The organism is Enterobacter sp. SGAir0187, assembly GCF_002952735.2.
Taxonomy (GTDB): domain Bacteria; phylum Pseudomonadota; class Gammaproteobacteria; order Enterobacterales; family Enterobacteriaceae; genus Enterobacter; species Enterobacter quasiroggenkampii.
In genome coordinates, this window is sequence record NZ_CP025034.2 from 3,847,466 (window position 1) to 3,874,240 (window position 26,775).

Here is a 26,775-nt window from a genome sequence, read left to right on the forward strand (position 1 = left end):
TATTCTCGGCGAGAGGATCTTTTTTTACGCCCAGCCTGCCAGTGCGCCCAAACTTGCGTCTGTTCACGAAAATGAAACCGGTTTCGGTATTCTCCTTGCAACCCGAAACGGCTTTGCACATCATTCAACTGAAACCGGTTTCTGTAATTGTTTTTGCAGAAAATAACGCAGAATGAGGGAAAGCGAATGTCAGGATTTAAAGCAGATTTTCTGTGGGGCGGTGCGGTTGCGGCGCACCAACTGGAAGGCGGCTGGAAAGAAGGGGGTAAAGGCGTAAGCGTAGCCGACGTCATGACTGCAGGCGCGCACGGCGTGCCGCGTGAAATCACCAACGGCGTGCTGCCGGGGAAAAATTACCCTAACCATGACGCCATCGATTTCTACCACCGCTATAAAGAAGACATCAAACTCTTTGCCGAGATGGGGTTCAAATGTTTCCGCACCTCTATCGCCTGGACGCGCATTTTCCCGAAAGGGGACGAGCGTGAGCCGAACGAGGCTGGCCTGAAATTCTATGACGATCTGTTCGACGAGTGCCTGAAGTACGGCATCGAACCGGTTATTACCCTCTCTCACTTCGAGATGCCTTTCCATCTGGTCACCGAATACGGCGGCTGGCGCAACCGTAAGCTGATCGACTTCTTCGTTCGTTTTGCAAAAGTGGTTTTCCAGCGCTATCAGCATAAAGTGAAGTACTGGATGACCTTTAACGAGATCAACAATCAGGCCAACTTCCATGAAGACTTTGCGCCGTTCACCAACTCCGGGCTGAAGTACGCGCCGGGCGAAGACCGTGAGCCGGTGATGTTCCAGGCCGCACACTATGAGCTGGTGGCCAGCGCGCTGGCGGTGAAGGCGGGGCGCGAGATTAACCCGTCTCTGCAGATCGGCTGCATGATTGCCATGTGCCCAATCTACCCGCTGACCTGCGCGCCGGACGACATGATGATGGCGATGAACGCCATGCACCGCCGCTACTGGTTCACCGACGTGCACGTGCGCGGCAAGTACCCGCAGCACCTGCTCAACTACTTCGAACGTCGCGGCTTCACGCTGGATATCACCGAAGAAGATAAAGCCGCGCTGACGCAGGGCTGCGTGGATTACATCGGGTTTAGCTATTATATGTCCTTCGCCACCAAGGCGACGGCGGACAACCCGCAGCTGGACTATGACGAAAGCAAGAGCCTGGTCTCCAACCCGTACGTGCAGAAATCCGACTGGGGCTGGCAGATTGACCCGGTGGGGCTGCGCTACTCACTCAACTGGTTCTGGGATCACTACCAGCTGCCGCTGTTTATCGTTGAGAACGGCTTTGGCGCAATCGACGTGCAGGAGCGTGACGGCACGGTTAATGACCAGTACCGCATTGACTACCTGGCCGCCCACATCCGCGAGATGAAAAAAGCGGTGGTGGAAGATGGCGTAGACCTGATGGGCTATACCCCGTGGGGCTGTATCGACCTGGTGTCTGCCGGTACCGGTGAAATGAAAAAACGCTACGGCTTTATCTTTGTCGATAAAGACAATGAAGGAAACGGTACGCTGAACCGCAGCAAGAAGAAGTCATTCGACTGGTATAAGGAGGTGATCGCGAGCAACGGCGATAACCTGTAATTGTCGGGTGGCGCTAACGCTTACCCGACCTACACTACATGTAGGCCCGCGTAAGCGCAGCGCCACCGGGCAGAACCCGCACTTAAGCCGGAGACGTATCTCCGGTTTTTTGTCTTTGCTTGATCCCTGTCAAGCAACATGGGTATGGCCTAATCCGAAAAAAGCGGTATAATCCCGCGATTTTTTTGCGGATGCCATTCAGAGGAGAAAGAGAATGAAGATTGTGGAAGTGAAACACCCACTCGTTAAACACAAGTTGGGCCTGATGCGTGAGCATGACATCAGCACGAAGCGTTTTCGCGAACTGGCCTCTGAAGTCGGCAGCCTGCTGACCTACGAAGCGACCTCTGATCTGGAAACGGAAAAAGTCACCATCGAAGGCTGGAACGGTCCGGTACAGGTTGAGCAGATCAAAGGTAAGAAAATTACCGTCGTGCCTATCCTGCGTGCTGGTCTCGGCATGATGGAAGGCGTGCTGGAGCACGTGCCAAGCGCGCGCATCAGCGTGGTGGGGATCTACCGTAACGAAGAAACCCTCGAGCCAGTTCCTTACTTCCAGAAGCTGGTGTCCAACATCGACGAGCGTATGGCGCTGGTGGTTGACCCGATGCTGGCAACCGGCGGTTCAATGATTGCCACTATCGACCTGCTGAAAAAAGCGGGCTGCAGCAGCATTAAAGTGCTGGTGCTGGTTGCGGCACCGGAAGGGATCGCGGCGCTGGAAAAAGCGCACCCGGACGTTGAGCTGTATACCGCCTCTATCGACCAGGGCCTGAACGAGCACGGGTACATCATCCCGGGGCTCGGCGATGCCGGCGATAAGATCTTTGGTACGAAATAATCGAATAACGATAAATAAGCCGACTTTGATAGTCGGCTTTTTTTTGAATAAAACACCAACAACGATACTACTCAGAGGAAAACACTATGACGCGCCGTGCTATCGGGGTGAGTGAAAGACCGCCGCTTTTACAGACTATCCCGCTTAGTTTGCAGCACCTGTTCGCCATGTTTGGCGCAACCGTGCTGGTGCCAATCCTGTTCCACATTAACCCGGCTACCGTGCTGCTGTTCAATGGCATCGGTACGCTGCTGTACCTCTTCATCTGTAAAGGCAAAATCCCGGCGTATCTCGGGTCGAGCTTTGCCTTTATCTCTCCGGTGTTATTGTTGCTACCGCTGGGTTATGAGGTCGCGCTGGGCGGCTTTATCATGTGTGGCGTGCTGTTCTGCCTGGTCTCCTTCATCGTGAAGAAAGCCGGGACCGGCTGGCTGGACGTGATGTTCCCACCTGCGGCGATGGGTGCCATTGTGGCCGTCATCGGTCTCGAACTGGCGGGCGTGGCGGCGAATATGGCCGGTCTGCTGCCTGCGGACGGCCAGTCACCGGATTCCAAAACCATTATCATCTCGCTGGTGACTCTGGGCGTAACGGTGTTTGGCTCCGTGCTGTTCCGCGGCTTTATGGCGATTATTCCTATCCTGATCGGCGTGCTGGCGGGCTACGCGCTCTCCTTCGTGATGGGCGTGGTGGATACCACCCCGATTGCCGAGGCGCACTGGTTCGCGCTGCCAACCTTCTACACGCCGCGCTTCGAATGGTTTGCGATCTTCACCATTCTGCCTGCGGCGCTGGTGGTGATTGCGGAGCACGTCGGCCACCTGGTGGTAACGGCGAACATCGTTAAGCGCGATTTAATCCGCGATCCGGGCCTGCACCGCTCCATGTTTGCGAACGGTTTCTCCACTATCATCTCCGGTTTCTTTGGGTCTACGCCAAACACCACCTACGGTGAAAACATCGGCGTGATGGCGATTACCCGCGTTTACAGCACCTGGGTTATCGGCGGCGCGGCGATCATCGCCATTCTGCTCTCCTGCGTCGGCAAGCTGGCGGCAGCGATTCAGATCATCCCGGTTCCGGTGATGGGCGGCGTGTCTCTGCTGCTGTACGGGGTAATTGGTGCCTCCGGTATTCGCGTGCTGATTGAATCCAAAGTGGATTACAGCAAGGCGCAGAACCTGATCCTGACGTCGGTGATCCTGATTATCGGCGTGAGCGGCGCGAAGGTGCACATCGGCGCGGCCGAGCTGAAAGGCATGGCGCTGGCAACCATCGTCGGCGTGGGGCTGAGCCTGATTTTCAAGCTGATCTCCGTGATCCGTCCGGAAGAGGTGGTGCTGGACGCTGACGAAAGCGAAAAAGCGTCACACTGATCCTTTAACCGGGCGGACGATCCGCCCGGTTCTCTCCTTGCAGGTTCCGTGTTAAACTCCATGCCGATTTTATGTCAGATCTGGTTGAGGTACTTCTGAACGGACCGGCACAGCTCTCTCTGCCACTCTATCTCCCTGACGACGAAACGTTTGCGAGTTTCTGGCCGGGTGATAACCCCTCTTTACTGGCTGCACTGCAAAACGTGCTGCGTCAGGAACACAGCGGATACATCTATATCTGGTCACGCGAAGGCGCGGGGCGCAGCCACCTGCTGCATGCCGCCTGCGCGGAGCTCTCTGCGCGCGGTGATGCGGTAGGCTATGTGCCGCTGGATAAACGGACCTGGTTTGTCCCTGACGTGCTGGAGGGGATGGAACATCTCTCCCTGGTCTGCATCGATAACATCGAATGCGTGGCGGGGGATGAGCCGTGGGAAATGGCGATCTTTAACCTCTACAACCGCATTCTGGAATCGGGCAAAACCCGGCTGCTGATCACCGGCGATCGTCCGCCTCGCCAGCTGAATCTGGGACTGCCGGATCTGGCGTCTCGCCTGGACTGGGGCCAAATCTATAAGCTTCAGCCGCTGTCGGACGAAGATAAGCTTCAGGCGCTACAGCTGCGCGCAAAGCAGCGCGGCTTTGAGCTGCCGGAAGACGTGGGCCGTTTCCTGCTGAAGCGGCTGGATCGCGAAATGCGTACGCTGTTTGACACACTGGATCAGCTCGATCGCGCCTCCATTACCGCCCAGCGCAAGCTGACCATTCCGTTTGTGAAAGATATTCTGAAGCTATAGTTGTGCCGGGTGGCGGCTGCGCCTTACCCGGCCTACATATGGCACCCGTAGGCCCGCTAAGCGCAGCGCCACCGGGCGAAACCATCAGAGGATCTCGAGCACGTCTTCCGGCGGGCGTCCAATGCGCGCCTGGCCGTTCGCCACTACAATCGGGCGCTCAATCAGCTTTGGATTTTCAACCATCGCCTGTATCAGTTCAGCCTCGGAGAGACGGCTGTCATCCAGGTTAAGCGACGTATACAGATCTTCTTTCTTGCGCATCAGATCCCGCGCACTGCCCATCCCCAGCATATGCAGCAGCTGGCGGAGGGTCTGCGCGTCCGGTGGGGTGTCGAGGTACAGCACCACCTCCGGCTCCACGCCGTTAGACTTCAACAGGCTCAGGGTATCGCGGCTCTTGGAGCAGCGCGGGTTGTGGTAGATTTTTACGGCGTCTATCATGACGTGAATTCTCCTTGATTACATCTTCTCGTACGGCTTGAAGCGCTGCTGCAGGCCGCGAAGCTGATCGATACGTGCGTCGTATCGGGCCTGCTGGAGGCTGCCGAGTTTGACCTGCGAGCTGGCGCTGCTGAGTGCGGAAATGGCCTGATCGAGGCGCCCTACCAGGGCAAAGCCTTCGGCGCGCGCCGCCAGCTCCTGATCGCGGTTGCCGAGCTGGGCTTCCGCCTGAGCGAGCAGATCCCAGCCGTTTTGATCGTCTTTATTATTAAAGGTGTAGCGGTTCAGGATGGTCGCCGCTTCACCCGGCTGGCCGCCCTGCAGGTAAGCGTTCGCCAGGTTAAGCTGCAGCACCGGATTGGTACGGACGTCTTTTGCCCCTTTCAGGCGGTTAATCGCATCGGCAGGCTTCTTCTGTCCCAGATCGATATCCGTCGACAGATCGAGGTACCACGGGTTGTTCGGGTCGGCAGCCAGAAGCGGCTGCAGCGCCTTACGCGCCTCGTCGTATTTGCTGGCCTCCATCGCCTGGAGCGCCTGACCATACTGCGCGGCGTTCTTCTCGCGCACGTTGCCTTTCGCCAGGGTATCCAGCAGGTCGCTGGTGAGCTGGTTACGCCCGGAATTGTACATCCCCAGCGTTCTCACTTTCGCCATGTAGAAATCCTGTGAAGACTGGACCACGACCGGGCGCATCTGGTTGGCACGGTTACGCGCGTCCGACAGACGGCTCTCAGGCAGCGGGTGCGTGAGCAAAATTTCCGGTGGACGGGAAGAGTAACGCGCCTGATCGAGCAGTTTTTCCAGGAAGCTCGGCATGGCCTGCGGGTCAAAGCCTGAGCGCTGTAACACCTGAATGCCGATGCGGTCCGCTTCCTGCTCGTTTTGTTGGGTAAAGCTGATCATCCCCTGGCGCGTTCCTGCCAGCGTACCGGTCAGTGCTGCCATCCCGGCCTGCGGGCTGGCCATCGCCAGCAGAATCGATCCCAGTGCGCCCACCCAGGTGAGGGGAGCGTTACGTTTCTGGTCTTCCATCGCTCGCGCCAGGTGACGCTGCGTGACGTGCGAAATTTCGTGCGCCATCACCGAGGCCAGCTGGCTTTCGTTGTCTGAGTAACGGAATAACGCCGAATGCAGCACCACGTTACCGCCAAAGAAGGCGAAGGCGTTGATTTCGTCGTTATTGATTAAATAGAAATGGAAGGGGGTTCTGACCGAATCGGCGTGCGCCACCAGACGCATTCCCAACCCGTTTATGTACTGTACCAGCAAAGGGTCGTTAATCAGCGGGGCGCTGCCGCGAAGCTGGCGAACATAGTAATCCCCCATTTGCATCTCTTGCCCAATAGAGAGCGTGCTTCCTGCTGTGGTGCCCATGTCCGGCAATGTATCGGACGAGTCAGCAAAAGCGGGCAACACCTGACCGACCGTCACCGCGGCAATCAGTGTTGCAACCAGTGTTTTTCTCAATTGCCTGAACATAACCACTGTCCTGTATGTTGGATGTGCTAATTTGACCAATGAACCGGCATATCGTTCATCTCTGCTGCCCTGCGAGTGTAGCCGTGTTATAGCATGAAGAAAATCCCATTCATCAGGCTTTTGCGGATTGCGATCGAGATACAAAAAGCGAAAGTCTTTTTTGTGACAGTTAGATACAATTCACCGTCTCACTCCCGCCATTCGATTCAGGGAAGGGTTGTATGCTCGAAATGTTAATGCAGTGGTACCGGCGTCGCTTCAGCGACCCGGAAGCCATTGCTTTGTTGGTTATTCTGGTCGCCGGGTTCGGTATCCTGTTCTTCTTTAGCGGTCTGCTCGCCCCTCTGCTGGTGGCGATTGTGCTGGCGTACCTGCTGGAGTGGCCCACGGCGCGCCTGGAACATATCGGCTGTTCCCGCCGCTGGGCGACCAGCATCGTGCTGGTGCTGTTTGTTGGCATCCTCCTGCTGATGGCCTTTGTGGTGATGCCGGTGGCCTGGCAGCAGGGAATCAACCTGATCCGCGATATGCCCGGCATGTTGAACAAACTGTCTGATTTCGCTGCCACGCTACCGCGCCGTTACCCTGCGCTGATGGATGCCGGGATTATCGACGCGATGGCCGAAAACATGCGCGCCCGCATCATGACGATGGGTGATTCGGTGGTGAAGTACTCTCTGGCGTCCCTGGTCGGACTGCTGACGCTGGCGGTCTACCTTGTGCTGGTGCCGCTGATGGTCTTCTTCCTGGTGAAAGATAAAGACCAGATGCTCAACGCCGTGCGCCGTATTCTGCCGCGCAACCGCGGGCTGGCGGGGCAGGTGTGGGAAGAGATGAACCAGCAGATCACCAACTACATTCGCGGCAAGGTGCTGGAGATGATTGTCGTAGGGGTCGCCACCTGGATTGGCTTCCTGATTTTCGGCCTGAACTACTCGCTGCTGCTGGCGGTGCTGGTGGGGTTATCGGTCCTGATCCCGTATATCGGCGCGTTTGTGGTGACCATTCCGGTGGTTGGCGTGGCGTTGTTCCAGTTTGGGCTGGGTACCGAGTTCTGGAGCTGCTTCGCGGTGTACCTGATTATTCAGGGGTTGGACGGTAACCTGCTGGTACCGGTGCTGTTCTCCGAAGCGGTGAACCTGCATCCGCTGGTGATTATCTTATCGGTGGTGATTTTTGGCGGGCTGTGGGGATTCTGGGGCGTGTTCTTCGCCATTCCGCTGGCAACACTGATTAAAGCGGTCGTCCACGCGTGGCCGGATGTGCCGGTGGTGGAAGAGAAGTAGGTTTTGTCGGGTGGCGGCTTCGCCTTACCCGACCTACACACGGAATGTAGACCGGGTAAGCGCAGCGCCATCCGGCGCAAAAGTATCAGGCGTTCGCTTTCAGCCAGTTCAACACCACGTCGTGGTGGTTGCTGGTTTTGAAGTCGTCAAACACGTGTTCAACTTTACCGTCAGCGTCAATCAGGAAGCTGATGCGGTGAATGCCGTCGTAGGTTTTACCCATAAACGTCTTCTCACCCCAGACGCCGAACTGCTCGCAAACCTGATGATTTTCATCAGAAAGCAGCGTGAAGTTCAGCAGCTCTTTTTCAGCAAATCGTGACAGCTTTTCTGGTTTATCGGTGCTGATACCCAGCACTTCCACGCCGACTTTCTTCAACTCATCCATGTTGTCGCGTAAGCCGCAGGCCTGTACGGTGCAGCCGGGGGTCATGGCTTTCGGGTAGAAATAGACCAGAACACGCTGTCCCTGGAAGTCGGTCAAATTTACTTGCTCGCCGTCTTGATCCGGTAAGCTAAATTTCGGTGCGATGTCACCGGCTTTCAGTGGATTCATTACTCAACTCCATCCTGTTCGTGCTGCGAATAATTGACGACGCTTATACTGCCCTGCGCGTTTAATTCTGTACAGAGGGCTTTGAACGCTTGCTCGATATTTGACGCATCCTGTGATGCAGGACTGTGCGCGGTAATTTGAATAAAGAGCGTGGGAACCGTGCTTGCGTCGCCCGGCTGTGTGCGGGAAACGAGCTCGGCGATGTTCATCTGATGGCTGTCAAACAGCGCGGTGAAGCGCTCAATCAGATGCGGAGAATCAGGCACTTCAACCTGCACCCAGACGGTAGAAGGTAACGCCGGACGCGGTCGCGCGGTGGTGCGCTTCATGACAATCAGCAAATCCAGCTCGGCGCCTTTCAGCGGCAGGGTCGATTCAATCAACGTAATGGCGTTCCATGTCCCGGAAAGCAACATAATAAATGTGAACTCTTCGCCAAGCATGGCCAGACGGCTGTCTTCGATATTACAGCCGCAGCTGCTTACGTGGCGGGTGATGGTGTTCACGATACCCGGCCTGTCGGCACCCAGCGCAGTGATAACCAGGTAATGTTGTGATGAGGTTGTCAAACCTGTTCTTCCTTTGCATGGTTAAGTCTTCCTAAGGAAAGCATAAAAAAAACATGCATACAACCGCCTGAGGGCCTCAGGTCGCTTGCTTTTATTACAGTTCCAAACGTACCATTGAGACTCTTGTTCGCACAGAGGATGGCTCATGTTCACGGGAAGTATTGTCGCGCTTGTAACACCGATGGATGAAAAAGGTAACGTCTGCCGGTCTAGCATGAAGAAGCTGATTGATTACCATGTCGCCAATGGAACCTCGGCGATCGTTTCGGTAGGGACTACCGGTGAATCTGCAACGCTGAGCCACGACGAGCACGGCGATGTGGTTATGCTGACCCTGGAACTGGCTGACGGACGTATTCCGGTCATCGCGGGCACAGGCGCGAATGCCACCGCAGAAGCGATCAGCCTGACTAAACGTTTTAACGACAGCGGCATTGTCGGCTGTCTGACGGTGACCCCTTACTACAACCGTCCCACTCAGGAAGGTTTGTTCCAGCACTTCAAAGCCATCGCTGAACATACTGACTTGCCACAAATTCTGTATAATGTGCCGTCCCGTACCGGTTGCGATATGCTGCCGGAAACCGTTGGCCGTCTCTCGGAAGTAAAAAATATTATCGGTATTAAAGAGGCGACAGGGAACTTAAGCCGCGTTCATCAGATCAAAGAGCTGGTTTCAGACGACTTTATCCTGTTGAGCGGTGATGATGCGACCGCGCTGGACTTTATGCAGCTCGGTGGTCATGGCGTGATCTCCGTAACGGCAAACGTTGCGGCGCGCGACATGGCTGAAATGTGCAAACTGGCCGCGGCCGGTCACTTTGATGAAGCGCGTGTCATCAATCAGCGTCTGATGCCGCTGCACAATAAATTATTTGTCGAACCCAATCCGATCCCAGTGAAATGGGCATGTAAGGAGTTGGGGCTTGTAGCAACCGACACGCTGCGTCTGCCAATGACACCGATTACCGACCATGGTCGTGATATCGTCAGGGCAGCGCTGAAGCATGCCGGTTTGCTGTAGAGTTTAGGGAGATTTGATGGCTTATTCAGTACAGAAGTCGCGCCTGGCGAAGGTTGCGAGTGTTTCGCTTGTTATGCTGCTCGCTGCCTGTAGTTCAGACTCGCGCTACAAGCGCCAGGTGAGCGGTGATGAATCCTATCTGGATGCGACCCCGCTTGCTGAACTTCACGCACCGGCTGGTATGATCCTGCCGATTCAGAACGGCGATTATAATATTCCCGTGACCAACGGCAGCGGCCTGGTCGGTAAAGCGCTTGATATTCGTCCACCAGCACAGCCTCTGGCGCTGGTTAACGGGGCGCGTACCCAGTTCACCGGTGATACCGCGTCTCTGATGGTTGAGAGCGCGCGCGGTAGCACGCTGTGGCCACAGGTTGTCAGCGTCATTCAGTCGAAGAACTACACCATCGATAAACGCGATGACGCCAGCCAGACGTTAACCACCGACTGGATCGAATGGAACCGTCTGGATGAAGATCAGCAGTACCGCGGTCGCTATCAAGTCTCCGTAAAACCACAGGGTTACCAGCAGGCGGTCAACGTTAAGCTGTTGAACCTGGAGCAGGCGGGTAAACCGGTTGCGGATGCCTCGTCCCTGCAGCGTTACAGCACCGAAATGCTGAACGTGATTGCCGCAGGTCTGGATAAAACCGCGACCGATGCCGCTAACGCCGCGCAGAGCCGCAACGGTGTAACCTTCGATGTCCAGAGCGGCGCGGATGATACCGGCCTGCCAATGCTGGTGGTGCGCGCGCCGTTTAACCAGACCTGGCAGCGTCTGCCAGCGACGCTGGAAAAAGTGGGCATGAAAGTCACTGACAGCACCCGCTCAACCGGCAGCATAACGGCAACCTATAAGCCGCTCTCCGACAGCGCGTGGCAGGAACTGGGTGCGAAAGATCCTCAGCTTGCCTCCGGTGACTACAAAATTCAGGTCGGTGACCTTGATAACCGCAGTAGCCTGCAGTTTATCGATCCAAAAGGTCACACGCTGACCCAGTCGCAGAACGATGCGCTGGTCGCTGTCTTCCAGGCAGCATTCAGCAAATAAATACGAGGGCTGGTGAATCCAGCCCTTTTTATTTTCGTGCTACGCAAACGTGTGCGTGGCATAATATCCCCAGTTTTGAACACAAATCATCACACCAGGAGTAATGAAGATGCAGAAGCAAGCTGAGTTGTATCGTGGCAAAGCGAAGACCGTATACAGCACGGAAAACCCGGATCTGTTGGTGCTCGAGTTCCGCAATGATACGTCAGCAGGGGATGGCGCACGCATTGAGCAGTTCGATCGTAAAGGCATGGTGAACAACAAGTTCAACCACTTCATTATGACCAAACTGGCCGAAGCGGGTATCCCGACTCAGATGGAAGCGTTGCTGTCCGATACGGAATGTCTGGTGAAAAAACTGGATATGGTTCCGGTTGAGTGCGTTATTCGTAACCGTGCGGCGGGCTCCCTGGTGAAGCGTCTGGGCATTGAAGAAGGTATCGAACTGAATCCACCGCTGTTCGATCTGTTCCTGAAAAACGACGCCATGCACGATCCGATGGTCAATGATTCCTACTGCGAAACCTTCGGCTGGGTGAACAAAGAGAACCTGGCGCGCATGAAAGAGCTGACCTATAAAGCCAACGACGTGCTGAAAAAATTGTTTGATGACGCGGGCCTGATCCTCGTCGACTTCAAGCTGGAGTTTGGTCTGTTCAAAGGCGAAGTGGTGCTGGGCGATGAGTTCTCTCCGGACGGCAGCCGCCTGTGGGACAAAGAAACCCTGGATAAAATGGACAAAGACCGTTTCCGTCAGAGCCTGGGTGGCCTGATTGAAGCGTACGAAGCGGTTGCTCACCGTTTAGGCGTTAAGCTCGACTAACTCCCTCACTTGCCAAAGGATGTTCGCATCCTTTGGCGTCTTACCTTTGTTTCCTATGGTAATCTTGCCGTTAACCGCCTACGATCATAGCTATTATAAATGGAATAGTTCGAGGTGGTTATGCGCTGGCAAGGGCGTCGTGAAAGTGACAATGTAGAAGACAGACGCAGTGATGGCGGCGGCGGTCCTTCCATGGGGGGACCCGGCTTCCGTTTACCCAGCGGCAAGGGCGGTATTATCCTGCTGATAGTGGTGCTGGTCGCAGGGTATTACGGCGTCGATCTCACCGGGTTAATGACCGGTCAGCCGCTTCAACAGCAGCAGCATTCTCAGCGCTCCATCAGCCCGAATGAAGATGAAGCGGCCAAATTTACCTCCGTGATCCTCGCCACAACGGAAGATACGTGGGGTCAGCTGTTTGAGAAGATGGGGCGTACCTACCAGCAGCCAAAGCTGGTGATGTACCGGGGCGCAACCCGCACCGGATGCGGTACCGGACAGTCCGTGATGGGGCCGTTCTACTGCCCGGCGGACGGCACCGTCTATATCGATCTCTCCTTTTACGATGACATGAAACGCAAGCTTGGCGCTGACGGCGATTTTGCCCAGGGCTACGTGATCGCACATGAAGTCGGTCATCACGTGCAAAAGCTGCTGGGGATTGAGCCTAAGGTACGCCAGCTGCAGCAAAATGCTTCGCAGGCTGAAGTGAACCGCCTGTCCGTCAAAATGGAGCTGCAGGCGGACTGCTTCGCGGGCGTCTGGGGCCACAGCATGCAGCAGCAGGGCGTGCTGGAATCCGGCGATCTTGAGGAGGCGCTGAATGCCGCTCAGGCGATCGGTGACGACCGTCTTCAGCAGCAGAGCCAGGGGCGCGTCGTGCCGGACAGCTTCACCCACGGTACCTCACAGCAGCGCTACAGCTGGTTTAAACGCGGTTTCGACAGCGGCGACCCGGCGCAGTGTAATACCTTCGGCAAAGCGATGTAATGCTGGCGTTTGATCAGCTGATACGCGAGCTTGAGCGCACCGGCCATCGTCGGCTGGTGGTGCTCAGCGGTGAGGCGCAGTGGACGTTAAGCCAGGCGGTTGCCCTGCGTGACGCCTTACCCGGAGACTGGGTAAGGCTTGACGAACACCCTTCAAAAGCCATCAGCGGCCTGCTGGGACGCGAGTTCCGACATGCCGTTTTTGACGCCAGCACCGGGTTTGATGTCGCCGCCTTTGCCGCCCTGAGCGGAACGCTGAGCGCCGGAAGCCTTCTGGTGCTGCGGGTTCCGCCGCTTGCTGACTGGGCCGACAGGCCTGACAGCGATTCTTTGCGCTGGAGCGACAGCGCGGAGCCGATCGCCACTCCACACTTTGTGCACCACTTCTGCCGGACGCTTGCCGCCGATTCGGATGCGATTGTCTGGCAACAGCATCGTCCCTTGTCCGTTCCCGTTGCGCCGGATTTACCCGCCTGGCAGCCTGCCAGCGGCGCACCGCAGCGCGAGCAGGCGGAGATCCTCGACGCGCTTCTGACGATGCCTGCGGGCATCGCAGCCGTAACGGCACCGCGCGGGCGCGGAAAGTCCGCGCTGGCGGGGATGCTGCTCAGTAGCATTCAGGGGAGTGCGGTGGTCACGGCACCGGCTAAAGGGGCAACGGATGTCATTGCGCGCTTCGCGGGCGAGCATTTCCACTTTATGGCCCCGGATGCGCTGCTGGCCTCCACACTGCAGGCTGACTGGCTGATTGTCGATGAAGCGGCTGCCATCCCGGGCCCGCTGCTGGAAAAGCTGGTCACGCGCTTTCCGCGCGTAGTGTTAACCACCACGGTGCAGGGCTATGAAGGGACGGGCAGGGGGTTCCTGCTGAAGTTTTGCGCCCGTTTCAGCGAACTGCGGCATTATGCCTTATCGACCCCCATTCGCTGGGCTGCCGGATGTCCGCTTGAGCGGTTCGTGGCGAATGCTCTGTTATTTGATGATGCGCTTATCGACCGCAAACCGGAAGGCGACGTGCGTATAACGCCGCTGGCGCCGAGGATGTGGGAGAGCGACCCGGCACGCGTGGCAAGCGTGTATGAACTGCTGTGTGCGGCACACTATCGCACGTCACCGCTCGATTTACGCCGGATGATGGACGCGCCCGGCCAGCACTTTGCTGTTGCAGAGACGGGGGCTGATATTGCAGGCGCGCTCTGGTTGGTGGAAGAGGGTGGGTTATCACAGGAGCTTAGCCGCGCCGTGTGGGCGGGATACCGGCGTCCACGCGGGAATCTCGTGGCGCAGTCGCTGGCGGCGCACGGCGGCTCTCCGCTCGCGGCGACGCTGAAAGGGCGACGGGTTAGCCGCATTGCGGTTCACCCCCTGCGCCAGCGGGAAGGTATCGGGCAACGGCTTATCCGTAGCGCCAGCGGGGAAGATTATCTGTCGGTGAGTTTCGGTTATACCGACGAGCTGTGGCATTTCTGGCAGCGGTGCGGGTTTGTACTGGTGCGGATGGGAAGCCATCGGGAAGCCAGCAGCGGCTGCTACACGGCGATGGCGCTGCTGCCGCTGAGCGAGGCAGGGCGTCGGCTATGCGCGCAGGAACATCAGCGTTTGTGCCGGGATATGCGCGTCCTGTCGGCCTGGAACGGTGAAAAGATCCCGGTGGACGACGGCTGGGAAGCTACCCTTAATAATGATGACTGGCGGGAGCTGGCGGGGTTTGCTTTTGCCCATCGCGCGTTTTCAACCTCGGTTGCCGCGCTGACGCGGTTGTTGCTCACCGTTGATATGCCGCTTCTGGCCCTGCGGGGGAAAATGGCAGGGAAAGCGGATGAGGTCGGGCGAAAAGCGTTGCTGGCAAAGCTGCGCAGTGAAACCGCACAAGCGCTTGAAAGCCTTGATTATCCCCGCTGCCAGCAGTTGAAGGAAGCCATTTTGCAATGGCAATTTTTTCAATGACTTCTTCAGTAAAGTGGCATGGTCATTCCCGCCGGGAGGCGTAGAATCCAGGTCATCTATTAAGGAGACCACCATGAAACATGACCATTTTGTTGTTCAAAGCCCTGACAAACCGGCTAAACAGTTACTGCTTCTGTTTCATGGGGTTGGCGATAATGCCGTCAATATGGGGCAGATTGGCAGCTGGTTTGCGCCCGTTTTCCCCGACGCGCTGATTGTCAGCATCGGGGGCGTAGAGCCATGCGGCCCGAGCGGGCGCCAGTGGTTCTCGGTTCAGGGCGTGACGGAAGACAACCGTCAGGCGCGCATTGATGCCATCATGCCGGCCTTTATCGAGGTCGTCCGCTACTGGCAGCAGCAGAGCGGCGTAGGAGCTGATGCGACCGCGCTGATTGGCTTCTCGCAGGGATCAATCATGTCGCTGGAAAGCATAAAGGCGCAGCCAGGTCTGGTGTCACGGGTGATCGCGTTTAACGGCCGTTTTGCGACGTTACCAACAAGCGCAACCACGCAGACCACGATCCACTTAATCCACGGCGGTGAAGACCGGGTGATTGAACTCTCGCATGCGGTTGCCGCCCAGGAAGCGCTGATTCGGGAAGGTGGGGATGTGACGCTGGATATCGTTGACGATCTGGGCCACGCCATTGACGACCGCAGCATGCAGTTTGCGCTCGATCGTTTGCGCTATACCGTACCGAAGCACTACTTTGATGAAGCACTCAGCGGCGGTAAGCCGGATAACGATGATATTGTTGAGTTTATGTGAGGTTATCCCCTCTCTCCAGGAGAGGGGATACAGACCGGTTACTTCTTCTGGTCTTTCTTCGGCCAGTCGTCGTCATCGTCCCACTTGTCGTTGAAATCACGGTGCGGGGGAAGATCCGGTTTGTTGGCGAGAAATTTTTTATGGTCCACGCGCTTAAGGTCTTTAATCACGTTAAGCAGTACGCCGACCAGAAAAACCAACACCAGAACCCACCAGTACTTTGAAAGCCAATCCATTCGCTATTCCTCTCAGAGCGTTCGTCAGGCGACGATTTGCTCCATAATACGTTGATACATACGGGCCAGCAGTTGTAAATCTGCCGCATTGACACACTCATTTATTTTATGAATGGTTGCGTTCACTGGCCCCAGTTCGACAACCTGAGCACCCATACGGGCGATAAAGCGTCCGTCTGAGGTACCACCCGTTGTCAGCAGCTGTGGCTTAATTTCATTATAGTGCTCGATGGCGTTCACCACCGCATCCACCAGTTTGCCACGCTGCGTCAGGAACGGCTGGCCGGAAAGCCACCACTCCACGGTATAGCGCAGCTGATATTTTTCCAGCAGGGCGATAACGCGCGCCTTGATCATCTCATCGGTCAGTTCCGTGCTGAAGCGGAAGTTGAACTGGACGAAGTAATCCCCCGGGATCACGTTATTGCTGCCGGTCCCGGCCTTGACGTTTGCTATCTGCATGCTGGTCGGCGGGAAGAACTCGTTGCCCTTATCCCACTCAATCGCCACCAGCTCGCTCAGCATTGGCGCGGCGCGGTGAACCGGGTTATCGGCGAGATGCGGATAAGCGACGTGGCCCTGAACGCCGTGAATGGTCAGGTTACAGGTCAGCGAGCCACGGCGTCCATTTTTGACGACGTCACCCACCACTTCGGTGCTGGACGGCTCACCGACCAGGCAGTAGTCGAGACGCTCGTTGCGTGCCATCAGCGCTTCAACGACCTTTACGGTACCGTTGTGCGCGCTGGCTTCTTCGTCGGAGGTTACCAAAAACGCGAGACGGTTTTTGTGGTTCGGATGCTGCGCCACAAAGCGCTCTGCCGCCACGACCATCGCCGCCAGGGAGCCTTTCATGTCTGCCGCGCCGCGACCAAACAGCATGCCATCCCGAATGGTCGGCTCAAACGGCGGGTTAATCCAGCGATCCGCGTCACCGGCGGGAACGACGTCAGTATGCCCGGCGAAGGCCAGTGTTTCGCCCTGTCCGCGCCACGCCCAGAAGTTCTGGGTATCGCCAAAATCCATGCGTTCAACGGTAAAACCGATGGCACGCAGGCGTTCAATCATAAGAGCCTGACAACCTGCGTCGTCCGGGCTAAGGGAAGGACGGCGAATAAGCTGCTGAGTCAGCTCAATGACCGGGCATGACATAAACTACACCTCAACGAAAAAAGTCGGAATAAAGGGTTTCACTGAAACCCAGCAGCATAGGCTGCCCTGGCGCGCAGAGCAATGGGCGTTTGATAATTGCCGGCATCTCGAGCATCAGTTTTGCCGCGCTGTCGGCATCTTTGATGCTGGCGCGCAGAGAGTCGTCCAGTTTACGCCAGGTGGTACCGCGGGTGTTCAGCAGGGCTTCCCAGCCCAGTTCGCGAATAGCGCTATGCAGAAATTCTGCATCGAGCCCATCGGCACGATAATCGTGGAAGCGGTACTCCACGCTGTTAGCGTCCAGCCAGCGGCGGGCTTTTTTGATGGTGTCGCAATTTTTAATGCCGTACATCACAACCATGGTGAATCCTTTTGATGTTCTGATAATTAAATGTTCAGTAAATTCGAAGATATATCCTTAAGTGGAATATAACACATTCAGGAATTGTCTGGATTAACGCGCCTGCTTAATTCAACTCACAACTGTACGCTGAATATTCTTTCATCATTTAAGCATAGATGTCCATAAACTTTAAAAATCCAATAAACTCAGCCAATAAAATAAAACTCACCCGTCCGTAGGGTTATTTCAAAATATTGCTGGCCGTCACAAAAAATTGAGGGCTCTCCGTTCATATTTATCATAAATCCCCGCAGGACGTGGGGTACAATCACAGCAATTGGTTAAATAGTCTTCACAATGATGGTACGTTTTTGTAGAATGCGCATAATAATAAGAGAGGTTGTTATGATTGAACGTGAACTGGGGAACTGGAAAGATTTTATCGAAGGCATGCTTCGTAAATGACATTCAGTAAGAATTGCAAGAGCACTAAAATAAGTAAAATAACCATAGTGTGAATTAATCACACAGTAAAAAGGCGGCCGATAAAGCCGCCTTTTTTTATTTCAACCACTTACTCAGGACGTTCCTTTAGCGGGAAGCGGCGACGCACCAGCACAAAGAACAGCGGAACGAAGTAAATGGCGAGGATGGTGGCCGAAATCATGCCGCCCATCACTCCCGTGCCGACGGCATGCTGGCTGCTGGAGCCTGCACCGGTGCTGGTCGCCATCGGCAGTACACCAAAAATAAACGCCAGCGACGTCATCAGGATCGGACGTAAGCGCTGACGGCAGGCGTGCAGCGTGGCGGCCATCAGTTCATGGCCTTTGGCATTCATCTCGTTGGCAAACTCAACGATCAGAATGGCGTTTTTAGCCGATAGCCCAATGACGGTGAGCAGGCCCACCTGGAAGTAGACATCGTTCTCCAGGCCGCGCATCCAGGTCGCGAGCAGCGCACCGATAACCCCAAGGGGAACGACCAGCATGACCGAGAACGGGACCGACCAGCTCTCATACAGTGCGGCCAGGCAGAGGAAGACCACCAGCAGCGAGAGCGCGTAAAGGGCGGGGGCCTGCGCGCCTGAGAGACGCTCCTGGTAAGACATGGCCGTCCACTCGAGACCAAAACCGGCGGGCAGCTGTTGCACTAGTTTTTCCATGGTGTCCATGGCGGTACCGGTGCTGACGCCCGGCGCGGCTTCTCCGACGATTTCAACCGCAGAATAGCCGTTATAGCGTTCCAGGCGTGGCGATCCGCTCTCCCAGTGCGAACTGGCAAAGGCGGAGAACGGCACCATGCCGCCCGCATTATTTCTGACAAACCAGCGGTTAATATCATCCGGCAGCATGCGGAACGGCGCGGCGGACTGGACATACACTTTTTTCACGCGGCCGCGATCCATAAAGTCATTCACATAGCTCGAGCCCCATGCCGTTTGCAGGGTGTCATTGATATCGTTGATCGACACACCCAGCGCCTGCGCCTTACGCTGATCGATATCCACCTGAAGCTGCGGGCTGTCGTCGAGGCCGTTATGGCGAACGCGGGTCAGGCCAGGATCGTTGCCTGCCAGCGCTAACAGCTTATCGCGTGCCGCCATCAGCGCCGTGTGGCCCGCACCAGCGTGATCCTGCAGCTCCATATCGAACCCGGCGGAACTGCCCAGCCCGCTTATCGCCGGCGGACTGCTGGCAAAGACGCGCGCCTCTTTGATGTGCGCAAAGGCTTTTGTCGCACGTTCAATGATGGCGAATGACGTTCCGGTTTTGGTATCGCGCTCGTCCCAGTCCTTCAGACGGACGAACATGCGGGCGACGTTCTGCCCGTTTCCGCCCGGGCCGGAGCCGACGGTGGAGAAGACCGACACAACGTTATCTTTCTCTTTGGTGAAGAAGTACTGTTCCACTTTCTGCACCACTTTCAGCGTCTGCTGCTGCGTTGCGCCGCTCGGAAGCTGCACCGAGGTGGTGAACATCCCGCGGTCTTCCATCGGCAGGAACGAGGTGGGCAGGTGCAGGAACAGCCAGACCATGCCGCCCAGCAGCACAACGTAAATCATCATCCAGCGCAGGCTGCGGTGCAGTACGCGACCCACGGCAGATTCATACCGCGCGGCGTTGCGGTTGAACATGCGGTTAAACCAGCCGAAGAACCCTTTCTGCCCGTGATGCTCTCCTTTGTGCAGCGGTTTCAGAATGGTGGCGCACAGCGCGGGGGTGAGGATCAGCGCGACCAGCACGGAGAGCACCATCGCCGAGACGATGGTGATCGAGAACTGGCGGTAAATCGCCCCGGTGGTGCCGCCAAAGAAGGCCATCGGGATAAAGACGGCCGACAGCACCATCGCAATCCCGACCAGCGCCCCCTGAATTTGCCCCATGGACTTGCGCGTCGCCTGGCGCGGAGAGAGCCCTTCTTCGCTCATGATGCGCTCGACGTTTTCAACCACCACAATGGCATCATCCACCAGAAGGCCGATTGCCAGCACCATCGCAAACATCGTCAGGGTATTAATGCTGTACCCGAAAGCGTAGAGCACCGCAAAGGTCCCCAGCAGCACCACGGGGACGGCAATGGTGGGGATCAGCGTCGCACGGAAGTTTTGCAGGAACAGGTACATGACCAGGAACACCAGCGCGATGGCTTCGAGCAGAGTCTTTACCACGTCCTCAATGGAGGCTTTTACGAAGGAGGTGGTTTCATAGGCGACTTTGTACTCCAGCCCGTGCGGGAAATACTGCGACAGCTCGTCCAGACGGTCTAACACCAGTTTTGCCGTCGCCATTTCGTTCGCGCCGGAGGCCAGTTTAATCCCCAGACCGGAGGCCTGATTGCCGTTAAAGCGGCTCAGGTAGTCGTATTTCTCCGCCCCCATTTCCACCGTGGCGACATCGCCGAGACGTACTTCCGACCCGTCCTGATTCACGCGCAGGGTGATATTGCGGAACTGGTCCGGCGTCTGCAGCAGGGATTGCGAATTAATGGTGGCGTTCAGGGCTTGCTTATCAACGGAAGGCGTTCCCCCCAGTTGCCCCACGGCAATCTGGGCGTTCTGGGCTTTAATGGCATCCGTCACGTCGGTTGCCGTCATCTGGTAGCTGTTCAGCTTGTTGGGATCGAGCCAGATACGCATGGAGTATTGTGAGCCGTAGGCGTCGATATCCCCGACGCCGTTAATACGACTGATGGGATCCTGAATATTACTGGCGACGTAGTCCGCGATGTCCTGTTTATCCATCGAGCCATCTGTCGAGACAAACGCGATGGTCAATATGTTGGTATCGCCGGTTTTACGCACGGTCACGCCCTGGTTCTGCACCGCCTGGGGCAGCTTGCGCATGGCCGACTGCAGCTGGTTTTGGACCTGCTGCACCGCTTCGTCCGGGTCGGTGCCCGCCTTAAAGCTCAGGGTAACCGTCGCCTGTCCCGTGGCGCTGCTTTGCGAGGACATGTACATCAGGTTATCCAGACCCGTCATGTTCTGCTCGATAACCTGCGTCACGGTATTTTCCAGCGTCTGTGCCGACGCGCCGGGATAGTTTGCGGTGACGCGCACGTTCGGCGGTGCCAGGTCGGGGTATTGCTCAACGGGAAGTGAAGTAATCGCCAGGACGCCTGTCAGACACAACAGGATGGCAAGCACCCAGGCAAAAATGGGGCGATCGATGAAAAAATTCGCCATGAAAGTGTGACCTCGTTTTGCTGCACGTCATTATTGTTTATTGCCCGCATAACTTTAGCGGTAAGGCCCAGGTCAAACGTGGAGAAATAAAGGAGATAATGTAAATTATCATGCGCTTTTCCCTGCGCTTCCCTCTTTACCGTTATTTACCCGTTAACGGCGTGGGCGCCGGAAACGTCACGCTGACCAGCGTGCCGCCGTTTTGCGGCTGCGAGAAGTGCAGCACTCCTCCAAGCCGCTGCGCGCGTTCGCGCATAATGTTCAGCCCGTAGTGTCCCGGCGGCTCGCTGGCCTCGCCAATCCCGATGCCGTTGTCGCGAATGCTGACGCTGTGCGTACCGTCCGCTGCGGTCACGCAGCTGACGGTGATTTCGCTCGCCTGCGCGTGCTTAATGGCGTTCAGCACGGCCTCACGCACGATCTGTAACAGGTGTACCTGCTTTTGCGCGTCCAGCGCCAGCGAGGAGAGGCGGCAGTCAAGATGCAGTTTCGCCTGCGTCTGGCTCTGCAGGGCATCGAGTGACTCCTGCAGCGCCGCGGGTAAATTCGCGTGGTTCAGCGTCAGGCGGAAGGTGGTCAGCAGCTCGCGCAGCTGCTGCCAGGCGTTGTTCAGCTCGCGGGAGAAGTCGGTGATAATGGCCTGCGCCGGGGTATTTTCTTCCGGCACGGCGCGTTTGAGCAGCGCAAGCTGAATGCGCAGATACGACAGCACCTGCGCCAGCGAATCGTGCAGCTCGCGGGCAATGGTGGCGCGCTCTTCCATCAGCAGCAACTGCTGGTAATGCTTTTGCGCCTGGTTAAAGTACAGCCCGCGTCCGAGCATGGTCGCCACGCTTCTCATCAGCGGGAGGGGGACGCTGTCCGCCTCGCTTTGCCAGCGCAGCTCGCCGTAGAGCGTGTCCTGCATCAGTACCGGCAGGTTTTGCAGAGGGATACCCTCAGCCTCCGTCCCTTCACACAGCCGCCAGTCGTCGCTGGTGCGCAGTTCCAGATAATTCATCTGCGTATAGTCATGGACAATCTGCAGGATATGCCGGAAACAGTGGCTGTCTATCTGGCCAGTATTGAGCGCCTGCGAGCACTTGAACAGCATGTCGAGCTGCTGGTGGGCTTCGTGCAGGTGCCGCGTCTTTTCCGCAACTGAGGCTTCGAGCGAACGGTAGAGCGTATCGAGCTCGGCTGACATGTGGTTAAAGGCGCGCGAAAGCTGGCCCAGCTCGTTCGGCAGGGCGCTATCCGGCGCAGGAGTGGCAAATTCGCCGCGCTCAATGCGTTCGCTGGCGGCCACCAGGTTATTCAGCGGTAGCACCACCTGACGACGGATGCGTCGCAGGGTAAACAGTGTCAGCAGCAGGATCCCGAGTGCGCCAGCCAGCGAGAGCAGGGTGACCGTCTGAATTTTATGTTCGGTGTAGTGCTGGAGGGCGAGCACAAAGGCATCAATGCGGCCGACAAAATCTTCAATATTGCGTTGATACCACGCGCTGTCGCCGCGGGCGATGTGCGCATCCATCTCCTGCCAGGCCACATGCAGCTGCTGATAGCGTGCTTTCACATTGTCCGGGACGTACCAGCGGTTTAGCTTCTGCAGGGCAGGCGCGCCGAGCGTCTGTTGCCAGCTCTCGCGATGTGCCGCAAGGGAAGGGCTGTTGCGCTGCATCTCGTAGCCCAGACGATAGCTCTGCATGCGCAGCGAACCGGCGATATTAATGGCTTCGGCATCGCGCTGGCTGCTGGTCAGCGTCAGCAGCGCGACGGTGCTGCTGAGCACGGATAGGGCAATGATCGAAAAGAAAGCCCAGGCAAGGCTTCCGGAAACGGGTCGTTTAACGGTCACAGAACGGCTCTCTGAATAAAATTGATCTGCCACAGGTTCACTGGAAATAATTGGGCGTTCAGGGCATTTGAACATTGCCCGATCGCACCGTGATGCGTAAATACCATACTCTTATAAAGAGAAAGGTTATTGAACCAAAAACAGGTGTGGTTATGAATCGTTTTATTATGGCTAACAGCCAGCAGTGCATTGGGTGTCGCGCCTGCGAAGTGGCCTGCGTGATGGCGCACAACGATGAGCAGCATGTCCTGAGCGAGCGCCATTTTCATCCCCGTATTACGGTCCCGAGATCCGGTGAGAAGAGCTGCCCGGTGACCTGCCATCATTGCGAAAATGCACCCTGCGCGCAAAGCTGCCCGAACGGTGCCATCAGCAAATGCGATGACAGCGTACAGGTGAATCAACAAAAATGCATCGGCTGTAAGGCCTGCGTGGTGGCCTGCCCGTTTGGCACGATGGAGATTATCGTCACCCCGCTCGACAACGGCAGCGTGAAGGCCGCGGCGAATAAATGCGATCTCTGCCTGACGCGTCCACGCGGCCCGGCCTGTATCGAAAATTGCCCGGCAGATGTCCTCTCCCTGGTGACGCCTGCCGTGCTGGATAATCTGGCGAAATCGCGCCGACAGCGCACGGCCTGCCTGGAGGCGCAACCCTGGCATGATGCGGAGGCCGTCATCGTGGATGCGCCGCGTACCAAACTGCAGCAGATGCAGGCGACGGCGCCCCGCGGCGAGCCCGATAAGCTGGCTGCCGCCGAACGCGTGAGCCATTTTAACGAAATTTACCTGCCGTTCCGGGCCGAACAGGCCGCCCGCGAGGCGTCACGCTGCCTGAAATGCGGAGAGCACAGCATTTGCGAATGGACCTGCCCGCTGCACAACCACATTCCGCAGTGGATTGAGCGCCTCAACGCGGGGGATATCGCCGGTGCGGTCGAGCTTTCTCATCAGACCAACTGTTTACCTGAAATTACCGGCCGCGTCTGTCCGCAGGACCGATTATGCGAAGGTGCCTGCACAATACGTGAAGCGGCGGGATCCGTGACCATCGGCAACATTGAGCGCTATATCGCCGATCGGGCGCTGGCGATGGGCTGGCGGCCGGATATGTCCGCCGTCACGCCGTCAGGTAAACGTGTCGCGATTGTCGGCGCGGGGCCCGCCGGGCTGGCGTGCGCCGACGTGCTGGCGCGCCACGGCGTGAGCGTGACGGTCTATGACCGGCATCCGGAGATCGGCGGTTTGCTGACCTTTGGCATCCCGGCATTTAAGCTCGACAAATCGCTGCTCGCGCGGCGCAGAGAGATCTTTACCGCGATGGGGATCCGCTTCGAGCTGAACTGCGAGGTGGGCCAGGACGTGTCGATGTCACAGCTAAAGCACGATTACGACGCCCTGTTTATTGGCGTGGGTACCTATCGTTCGATGAAGGCGGGTATCCCGAACGAGGATGCGCCAGGGGTCTACGACGCGCTGCCTTTCCTGGTGGGTAACACGCGGCATGTTATGGGGCTGGAGGCGACGGCCAGCGAGCCGTTCATCGACACCCGTGGCCTGAACGTGGTGGTGCTGGGCGGAGGGGATACCGCGATGGACTGCGTCCGCACGGCGTTACGCCACGGCGCGGCGAAGGTCACCTGCGCCTATCGTCGGGATGAGGCCAACATGCCGGGCTCGAAGAAAGAGGTGCAGAACGCCAGAGAAGAGGGGGCGTCATTTGAGTTTAACGTCCAGCCGGTTGAGCTGACGCTGGATCCGAACGGTAAGGTCAACGGTATCCGGATGCTGCGAACCGTACTCGGTGAACCGGATGCGCAGGGACGGCGCCGGCCCGTTCCGGTGGCGGGCAGCGAGTTTGTGATGGCCGCGGATGCGGTCATCATGGCGTTTGGTTTTAATCCGCACGCGATGCCCTGGCTGCAGGCGCAGGGGGTTGAAACGGACGACTGGGGACGGATCGTGGCCTCGGTCGAGAGCCGCTACCGTTACCAGACGACCAACCCGCAGATCTTCGCCGGGGGCGATGCGGTACGCGGCGCGGATCTGGTGGTGACCGCGATGGCAGAAGGGCGTCATGCCGCGCAAGGGATACTCGACTGGCTGGGAGTTGATGTACCACAACATCATTAATCCGGCGGACGACAAAGCGGGATTCACGGCGTAGTATAGGACGACTCATTTTGCCGTGGAGCCCGTATGACCCTGAAAATTGACGTTATCAAAGACAAAATTCTCTCTGAAAACTACTTTGTCCTGCGTAACATCACCTATGATCTTACACGTAACAACGGTGAAGTGATCCGCCACAAGCGCGAGGTCTATGACCGTGGTAACGGAGCAACCATCCTGCTCTATAACCGTGAAAAGCAGAGCGTGGTGCTGATCCGCCAGTTCAGGGTGGCAACATGGGTCAATGGCAACCCGGACGGACGTCTGATTGAAACCTGCGCGGGCCTGCTCGATGACGATGAGCCGGAAGTCTGCATCCGCAAAGAGGCCGTCGAAGAGACCGGCTTCGAAGTGGGCGAGGTCAAAAAGGTCTTCGAGCTGTTTATGTCGCCGGGCGGCGTGACGGAAATCGTCCATTTCTTCATCGCGGAATACAGCGACGCGCAGCGCACTCACCGGGGCGGCGGCGTAGAGGATGAAGATATCGAGGTGCTGGAGCTTCCTTTTGCCCGGGCGCTGGAGATGGTGCGTTCAGGCGAAATCAGGGATGGTAAAGCGGTGATATTACTGCAGTATTTACAGACTACCGGGCTGATGAATACCCCTTTCGAACGGATATAGCCTGTTTTTCGGGTATATCTGATAAATCCGATTGAGCAACCCCGGCGGGAACACGAAGATACTGCCCAGTTACGCGTTTTCGTTCCGGGATTGTGCCATTCATGCGCTACAGCGTTTTTTTATTTTCCCTGTTTTGTGTGCTCCTCGCGCCGCAGGTGCGGGCTGCACCCGCACAGCAAGCCTTTTCTGACTGGCAGGTGACCTGCAATAACCAGAACTTTTGCCTTGCCCGCAACACGGGCGAACACCGTGGTCTGGTCATGACGCTCACCCGAAGCGCCGGGGCGAAAACGGATGCCACGCTGCGTATCGATCTCGGCGGTCTTGATACGCCTTCCGTTAAAGAGCCGGATATTGCCCCGCGGCTGCTGCTGGATAATGTTCCCCTGAAGCTCGACAAACAGCGCTGGCAGCTCACCCCCTGGCATCTGAAAACAGACGATGCGGCCACCATCACTGCCTTTCTGAAAAATATCCAGGAAGGGAAGGCCCTGACCCTGCGAGGCGGTAAGCAGGTGATTTCACTGGCCGGTCTGAAAGCCGCGCTGCTGTTCATTGATGCCCAGCAAAAGCGCGTGGGCAGCGAAACCGCGTGGATCAAGAAAGGTGACGATCCGCCGTTAAGCGTGCCGCCCGCACCTGCCCTGAAAAAGGTGGCGATCGTTAATCCTACCCCAACACCGCTTTCCCACGCTGAACTGAACGATCTGCTGGATTATGGTACCGGCAGGATGAACAGCAGCCAGTGTTCGCTGGATCCTAACCGTCGCGAAGTGCGCGTCACTGCGTTAACCGATGACAAGGCGCTGCTGATCATCAGCTGCGAGGCGGGGGCCTATAACACGGTCGATCTGGCGTGGCTGGTGTCACGTAAAAAACCGTTCTCTGCCCGCAGCGTGAGGCTGCGTCTGCCGTTTACGCCGTCAAGCGACAGCAGCGAAATCGAGTTGATGAACGCCAGCTTTGATGAGAAGACGCGCGAGCTGACCACGCTCTCGCTGGGGCGCGGTATGGGCGATTGTGGGTTCCAGACGCGCTGGCGGTTTGACGGCCAGCGTTTCCGCCTGGTGCGTTATGCTGAGGAACCCAGCTGCGATAACTGGAACGGGCCAGACGCCTGGCCCACGCTGTGGATCACGCGGTAGCTTTTTGCCGGGTG

The 26,775-nt window shown here is 57.2% G+C and carries 24 protein-coding genes; 15 read left to right on the plus strand and 9 right to left on the minus strand.

Annotation, left to right across the window (positions count from 1 at the left end; genetic code table 11):
- Window positions 1–186: 186 nt before the first annotated feature.
- The 4 genes from CWR52_RS18570 (at window position 187) to CWR52_RS18585 (ending at window position 4,631) form a co-directional block, all read left to right on the plus strand.
- On the plus strand, window positions 187–1,617 hold the full coding sequence (locus CWR52_RS18570; protein WP_104950375.1) for a 6-phospho-beta-glucosidase: 1,431 nt from the start codon (window positions 187–189) through the stop codon (window positions 1,615–1,617).
- A gap of 214 nt (window positions 1,618–1,831) precedes the next feature.
- Window positions 1,832–2,458, plus strand: a complete 627-nt coding sequence (gene upp / locus CWR52_RS18575; RefSeq protein ID WP_008501641.1) for a uracil phosphoribosyltransferase — start codon at window positions 1,832–1,834, stop codon at window positions 2,456–2,458.
- Window positions 2,459–2,544: 86 nt separating this feature from the next.
- Window positions 2,545–3,834 (plus strand): uracil permease, encoded by a 1,290-nt coding sequence (uraA, locus tag CWR52_RS18580; protein WP_032646790.1) that lies wholly within the window; start codon window positions 2,545–2,547, stop codon window positions 3,832–3,834.
- 95 nt (window positions 3,835–3,929) lie between these two features.
- A complete protein-coding gene (locus CWR52_RS18585; RefSeq protein WP_213014348.1) occupies window positions 3,930–4,631 on the plus strand; it encodes a DnaA inactivator Hda in 702 nt (233 codons plus the stop codon).
- Window positions 4,632–4,715: 84 nt separating this feature from the next.
- Here CWR52_RS18585 and arsC read toward each other — a convergent pair whose 3' ends face one another.
- Both arsC and bepA read right to left on the minus strand, forming a co-directional pair.
- A complete protein-coding gene (arsC, locus tag CWR52_RS18590) occupies window positions 4,716–5,072 on the minus strand; it encodes an arsenate reductase (glutaredoxin) (protein ID WP_104950376.1) in 357 nt (118 codons plus the stop codon).
- A gap of 18 nt (window positions 5,073–5,090) precedes the next feature.
- On the minus strand, window positions 5,091–6,554 hold the full coding sequence (gene bepA, locus CWR52_RS18595; protein ID WP_045908582.1) for a beta-barrel assembly-enhancing protease: 1,464 nt from the start codon (window positions 6,552–6,554) through the stop codon (window positions 5,091–5,093).
- A 221-nt stretch (window positions 6,555–6,775) separates the two neighbouring features.
- Here bepA and CWR52_RS18600 point away from each other — a divergent pair, with 221 nt between their 5' ends.
- Window positions 6,776–7,840 (plus strand): AI-2E family transporter, encoded by a 1,065-nt coding sequence (locus CWR52_RS18600; RefSeq protein WP_104950377.1) that lies wholly within the window; start codon window positions 6,776–6,778, stop codon window positions 7,838–7,840.
- 85 nt (window positions 7,841–7,925) lie between these two features.
- Here the strand turns inward: CWR52_RS18600 and bcp are convergent, their stop codons facing one another.
- Together bcp and CWR52_RS18610 are read right to left on the minus strand one after the other, a co-directional pair.
- The gene (gene bcp / locus CWR52_RS18605; RefSeq protein ID WP_104950378.1) at window positions 7,926–8,396 is read right to left on the minus strand and encodes a thioredoxin-dependent thiol peroxidase; all 471 of its coding nucleotides are present in this window, start codon (window positions 8,394–8,396) and stop codon (window positions 7,926–7,928) included.
- The gene (locus tag CWR52_RS18610; RefSeq protein WP_104950379.1) at window positions 8,396–8,965 is read right to left on the minus strand and encodes a glycine cleavage system transcriptional repressor; all 570 of its coding nucleotides are present in this window, start codon (window positions 8,963–8,965) and stop codon (window positions 8,396–8,398) included. Before CWR52_RS18610 ends, bcp begins: the two co-directional genes overlap by 1 nt.
- 145 nt (window positions 8,966–9,110) lie before the next feature.
- On the opposite strand from CWR52_RS18610, the gene dapA reads away from it, so the two are divergent.
- The 6 genes from dapA (at window position 9,111) to ypfH (ending at window position 15,568) form a co-directional block, all read left to right on the plus strand.
- The gene (gene dapA / locus CWR52_RS18615; RefSeq protein ID WP_008501633.1) at window positions 9,111–9,989 is read left to right on the plus strand and encodes a 4-hydroxy-tetrahydrodipicolinate synthase; all 879 of its coding nucleotides are present in this window, start codon (window positions 9,111–9,113) and stop codon (window positions 9,987–9,989) included.
- Between the two features lie 16 nt (window positions 9,990–10,005).
- Entirely contained in the window at window positions 10,006–11,040 is a 1,035-nt protein-coding gene (gene bamC / locus CWR52_RS18620) for an outer membrane protein assembly factor BamC (protein WP_028016136.1), read from the plus strand.
- A 109-nt stretch (window positions 11,041–11,149) separates the two neighbouring features.
- Entirely contained in the window at window positions 11,150–11,863 is a 714-nt protein-coding gene (gene purC / locus CWR52_RS18625) for a phosphoribosylaminoimidazolesuccinocarboxamide synthase (RefSeq protein WP_008501631.1), read from the plus strand.
- Between the two features lie 120 nt (window positions 11,864–11,983).
- Window positions 11,984–12,853 carry a KPN_02809 family neutral zinc metallopeptidase gene (gene ypfJ / locus CWR52_RS18630; protein ID WP_028016137.1) on the plus strand — a complete coding sequence of 290 codons (870 nt, stop codon included), beginning with the start codon at window positions 11,984–11,986 and terminating at the stop codon, window positions 12,851–12,853.
- Window positions 12,853–14,799, plus strand: a complete 1,947-nt coding sequence (locus tag CWR52_RS18635; protein WP_104950380.1) for a tRNA(Met) cytidine acetyltransferase TmcA — start codon at window positions 12,853–12,855, stop codon at window positions 14,797–14,799. The genes ypfJ and CWR52_RS18635 overlap by 1 nt, the downstream gene beginning before the upstream one ends.
- 73 nt (window positions 14,800–14,872) lie before the next feature.
- Entirely contained in the window at window positions 14,873–15,568 is a 696-nt protein-coding gene (gene ypfH / locus CWR52_RS18640) for an esterase (RefSeq protein ID WP_104950381.1), read from the plus strand.
- Window positions 15,569–15,606: 38 nt separating this feature from the next.
- Here ypfH and CWR52_RS18645 read toward each other — a convergent pair whose 3' ends face one another.
- From CWR52_RS18645 to CWR52_RS18655, 3 genes are read right to left on the minus strand one after another with little or no spacing between them, the layout of a single operon-like run.
- A complete protein-coding gene (locus tag CWR52_RS18645) occupies window positions 15,607–15,804 on the minus strand; it encodes a YpfN family protein (protein ID WP_008501627.1) in 198 nt (65 codons plus the stop codon).
- Window positions 15,805–15,828: 24 nt separating this feature from the next.
- On the minus strand, window positions 15,829–16,956 hold the full coding sequence (gene dapE, locus CWR52_RS18650; protein ID WP_104950382.1) for a succinyl-diaminopimelate desuccinylase: 1,128 nt from the start codon (window positions 16,954–16,956) through the stop codon (window positions 15,829–15,831).
- 10 nt (window positions 16,957–16,966) lie between these two features.
- The gene (locus tag CWR52_RS18655) at window positions 16,967–17,317 is read right to left on the minus strand and encodes an ArsC family reductase (protein WP_023294259.1); all 351 of its coding nucleotides are present in this window, start codon (window positions 17,315–17,317) and stop codon (window positions 16,967–16,969) included.
- A gap of 387 nt (window positions 17,318–17,704) precedes the next feature.
- Here CWR52_RS18655 and ypfM point away from each other — a divergent pair, with 387 nt between their 5' ends.
- A complete protein-coding gene (gene ypfM / locus CWR52_RS18660) occupies window positions 17,705–17,764 on the plus strand; it encodes a protein YpfM (protein WP_015572204.1) in 60 nt (19 codons plus the stop codon).
- 109 nt (window positions 17,765–17,873) lie between these two features.
- On the opposite strand, the gene acrD is transcribed toward ypfM, so the two are convergent.
- Window positions 17,874–20,987, minus strand: a complete 3,114-nt coding sequence (gene acrD, locus CWR52_RS18665) for a multidrug efflux RND transporter permease AcrD (protein WP_104950383.1) — start codon at window positions 20,985–20,987, stop codon at window positions 17,874–17,876.
- Window positions 20,988–21,129: 142 nt separating this feature from the next.
- Complete coding sequence (gene narQ / locus CWR52_RS18670) at window positions 21,130–22,824, minus strand: nitrate/nitrite two-component system sensor histidine kinase NarQ (RefSeq protein WP_104950946.1); 1,695 nt, start codon at window positions 22,822–22,824, stop codon at window positions 21,130–21,132.
- A 152-nt stretch (window positions 22,825–22,976) separates the two neighbouring features.
- Between narQ and aegA the strand changes: the two genes are divergently transcribed.
- The 3 genes from aegA to CWR52_RS18685 all read left to right on the plus strand — a co-directional run bounded on the left by aegA (window position 22,977) and on the right by CWR52_RS18685 (window position 26,761).
- Window positions 22,977–24,956 carry a formate-dependent uric acid utilization protein AegA gene (aegA, locus tag CWR52_RS18675; RefSeq protein ID WP_104950384.1) on the plus strand — a complete coding sequence of 660 codons (1,980 nt, stop codon included), beginning with the start codon at window positions 22,977–22,979 and terminating at the stop codon, window positions 24,954–24,956.
- A 66-nt stretch (window positions 24,957–25,022) separates the two neighbouring features.
- Complete coding sequence (gene nudK, locus CWR52_RS18680) at window positions 25,023–25,616, plus strand: GDP-mannose pyrophosphatase NudK (RefSeq protein ID WP_104950385.1); 594 nt, start codon at window positions 25,023–25,025, stop codon at window positions 25,614–25,616.
- A gap of 101 nt (window positions 25,617–25,717) precedes the next feature.
- Window positions 25,718–26,761: a DUF1176 domain-containing protein gene (locus CWR52_RS18685; protein ID WP_104950386.1), complete on the plus strand. Its 1,044-nt coding sequence runs from the start codon at window positions 25,718–25,720 to the stop codon at window positions 26,759–26,761.
- The last annotated feature ends 14 nt before the right edge of the window (window positions 26,762–26,775 follow it).

Coding starts and splice junctions, on each gene's coding strand:
- CWR52_RS18570 (WP_104950375.1), top strand. CDS start 187: ATGTCAGGATTTAAAGCAGATTTTCTGTGGGGCGGTGCGGTTGCGGCG.
- upp (WP_008501641.1), top strand. CDS start 1,832: ATGAAGATTGTGGAAGTGAAACACCCACTCGTTAAACACAAGTTGGGC.
- uraA (WP_032646790.1), top strand. CDS start 2,545: ATGACGCGCCGTGCTATCGGGGTGAGTGAAAGACCGCCGCTTTTACAG.
- arsC (WP_104950376.1), bottom strand. CDS start 5,072: ATGATAGACGCCGTAAAAATCTACCACAACCCGCGCTGCTCCAAGAGC.
- bepA (WP_045908582.1), bottom strand. CDS start 6,554: ATGTTCAGGCAATTGAGAAAAACACTGGTTGCAACACTGATTGCCGCG.
- CWR52_RS18600 (WP_104950377.1), top strand. CDS start 6,776: ATGCTCGAAATGTTAATGCAGTGGTACCGGCGTCGCTTCAGCGACCCG.
- bcp (WP_104950378.1), bottom strand. CDS start 8,396: ATGAATCCACTGAAAGCCGGTGACATCGCACCGAAATTTAGCTTACCG.
- dapA (WP_008501633.1), top strand. CDS start 9,111: ATGTTCACGGGAAGTATTGTCGCGCTTGTAACACCGATGGATGAAAAA.
- bamC (WP_028016136.1), top strand. CDS start 10,006: ATGGCTTATTCAGTACAGAAGTCGCGCCTGGCGAAGGTTGCGAGTGTT.
- purC (WP_008501631.1), top strand. CDS start 11,150: ATGCAGAAGCAAGCTGAGTTGTATCGTGGCAAAGCGAAGACCGTATAC.
- ypfJ (WP_028016137.1), top strand. CDS start 11,984: ATGCGCTGGCAAGGGCGTCGTGAAAGTGACAATGTAGAAGACAGACGC.
- CWR52_RS18635 (WP_104950380.1), top strand. CDS start 12,853: ATGCTGGCGTTTGATCAGCTGATACGCGAGCTTGAGCGCACCGGCCAT.
- ypfH (WP_104950381.1), top strand. CDS start 14,873: ATGAAACATGACCATTTTGTTGTTCAAAGCCCTGACAAACCGGCTAAA.
- CWR52_RS18645 (WP_008501627.1), bottom strand. CDS start 15,804: ATGGATTGGCTTTCAAAGTACTGGTGGGTTCTGGTGTTGGTTTTTCTG.
- dapE (WP_104950382.1), bottom strand. CDS start 16,956: ATGTCATGCCCGGTCATTGAGCTGACTCAGCAGCTTATTCGCCGTCCT.
- CWR52_RS18655 (WP_023294259.1), bottom strand. CDS start 17,317: ATGGTTGTGATGTACGGCATTAAAAATTGCGACACCATCAAAAAAGCC.
- acrD (WP_104950383.1), bottom strand. CDS start 20,987: ATGGCGAATTTTTTCATCGATCGCCCCATTTTTGCCTGGGTGCTTGCC.
- aegA (WP_104950384.1), top strand. CDS start 22,977: ATGAATCGTTTTATTATGGCTAACAGCCAGCAGTGCATTGGGTGTCGC.
- nudK (WP_104950385.1), top strand. CDS start 25,023: ATGACCCTGAAAATTGACGTTATCAAAGACAAAATTCTCTCTGAAAAC.
- CWR52_RS18685 (WP_104950386.1), top strand. CDS start 25,718: ATGCGCTACAGCGTTTTTTTATTTTCCCTGTTTTGTGTGCTCCTCGCG.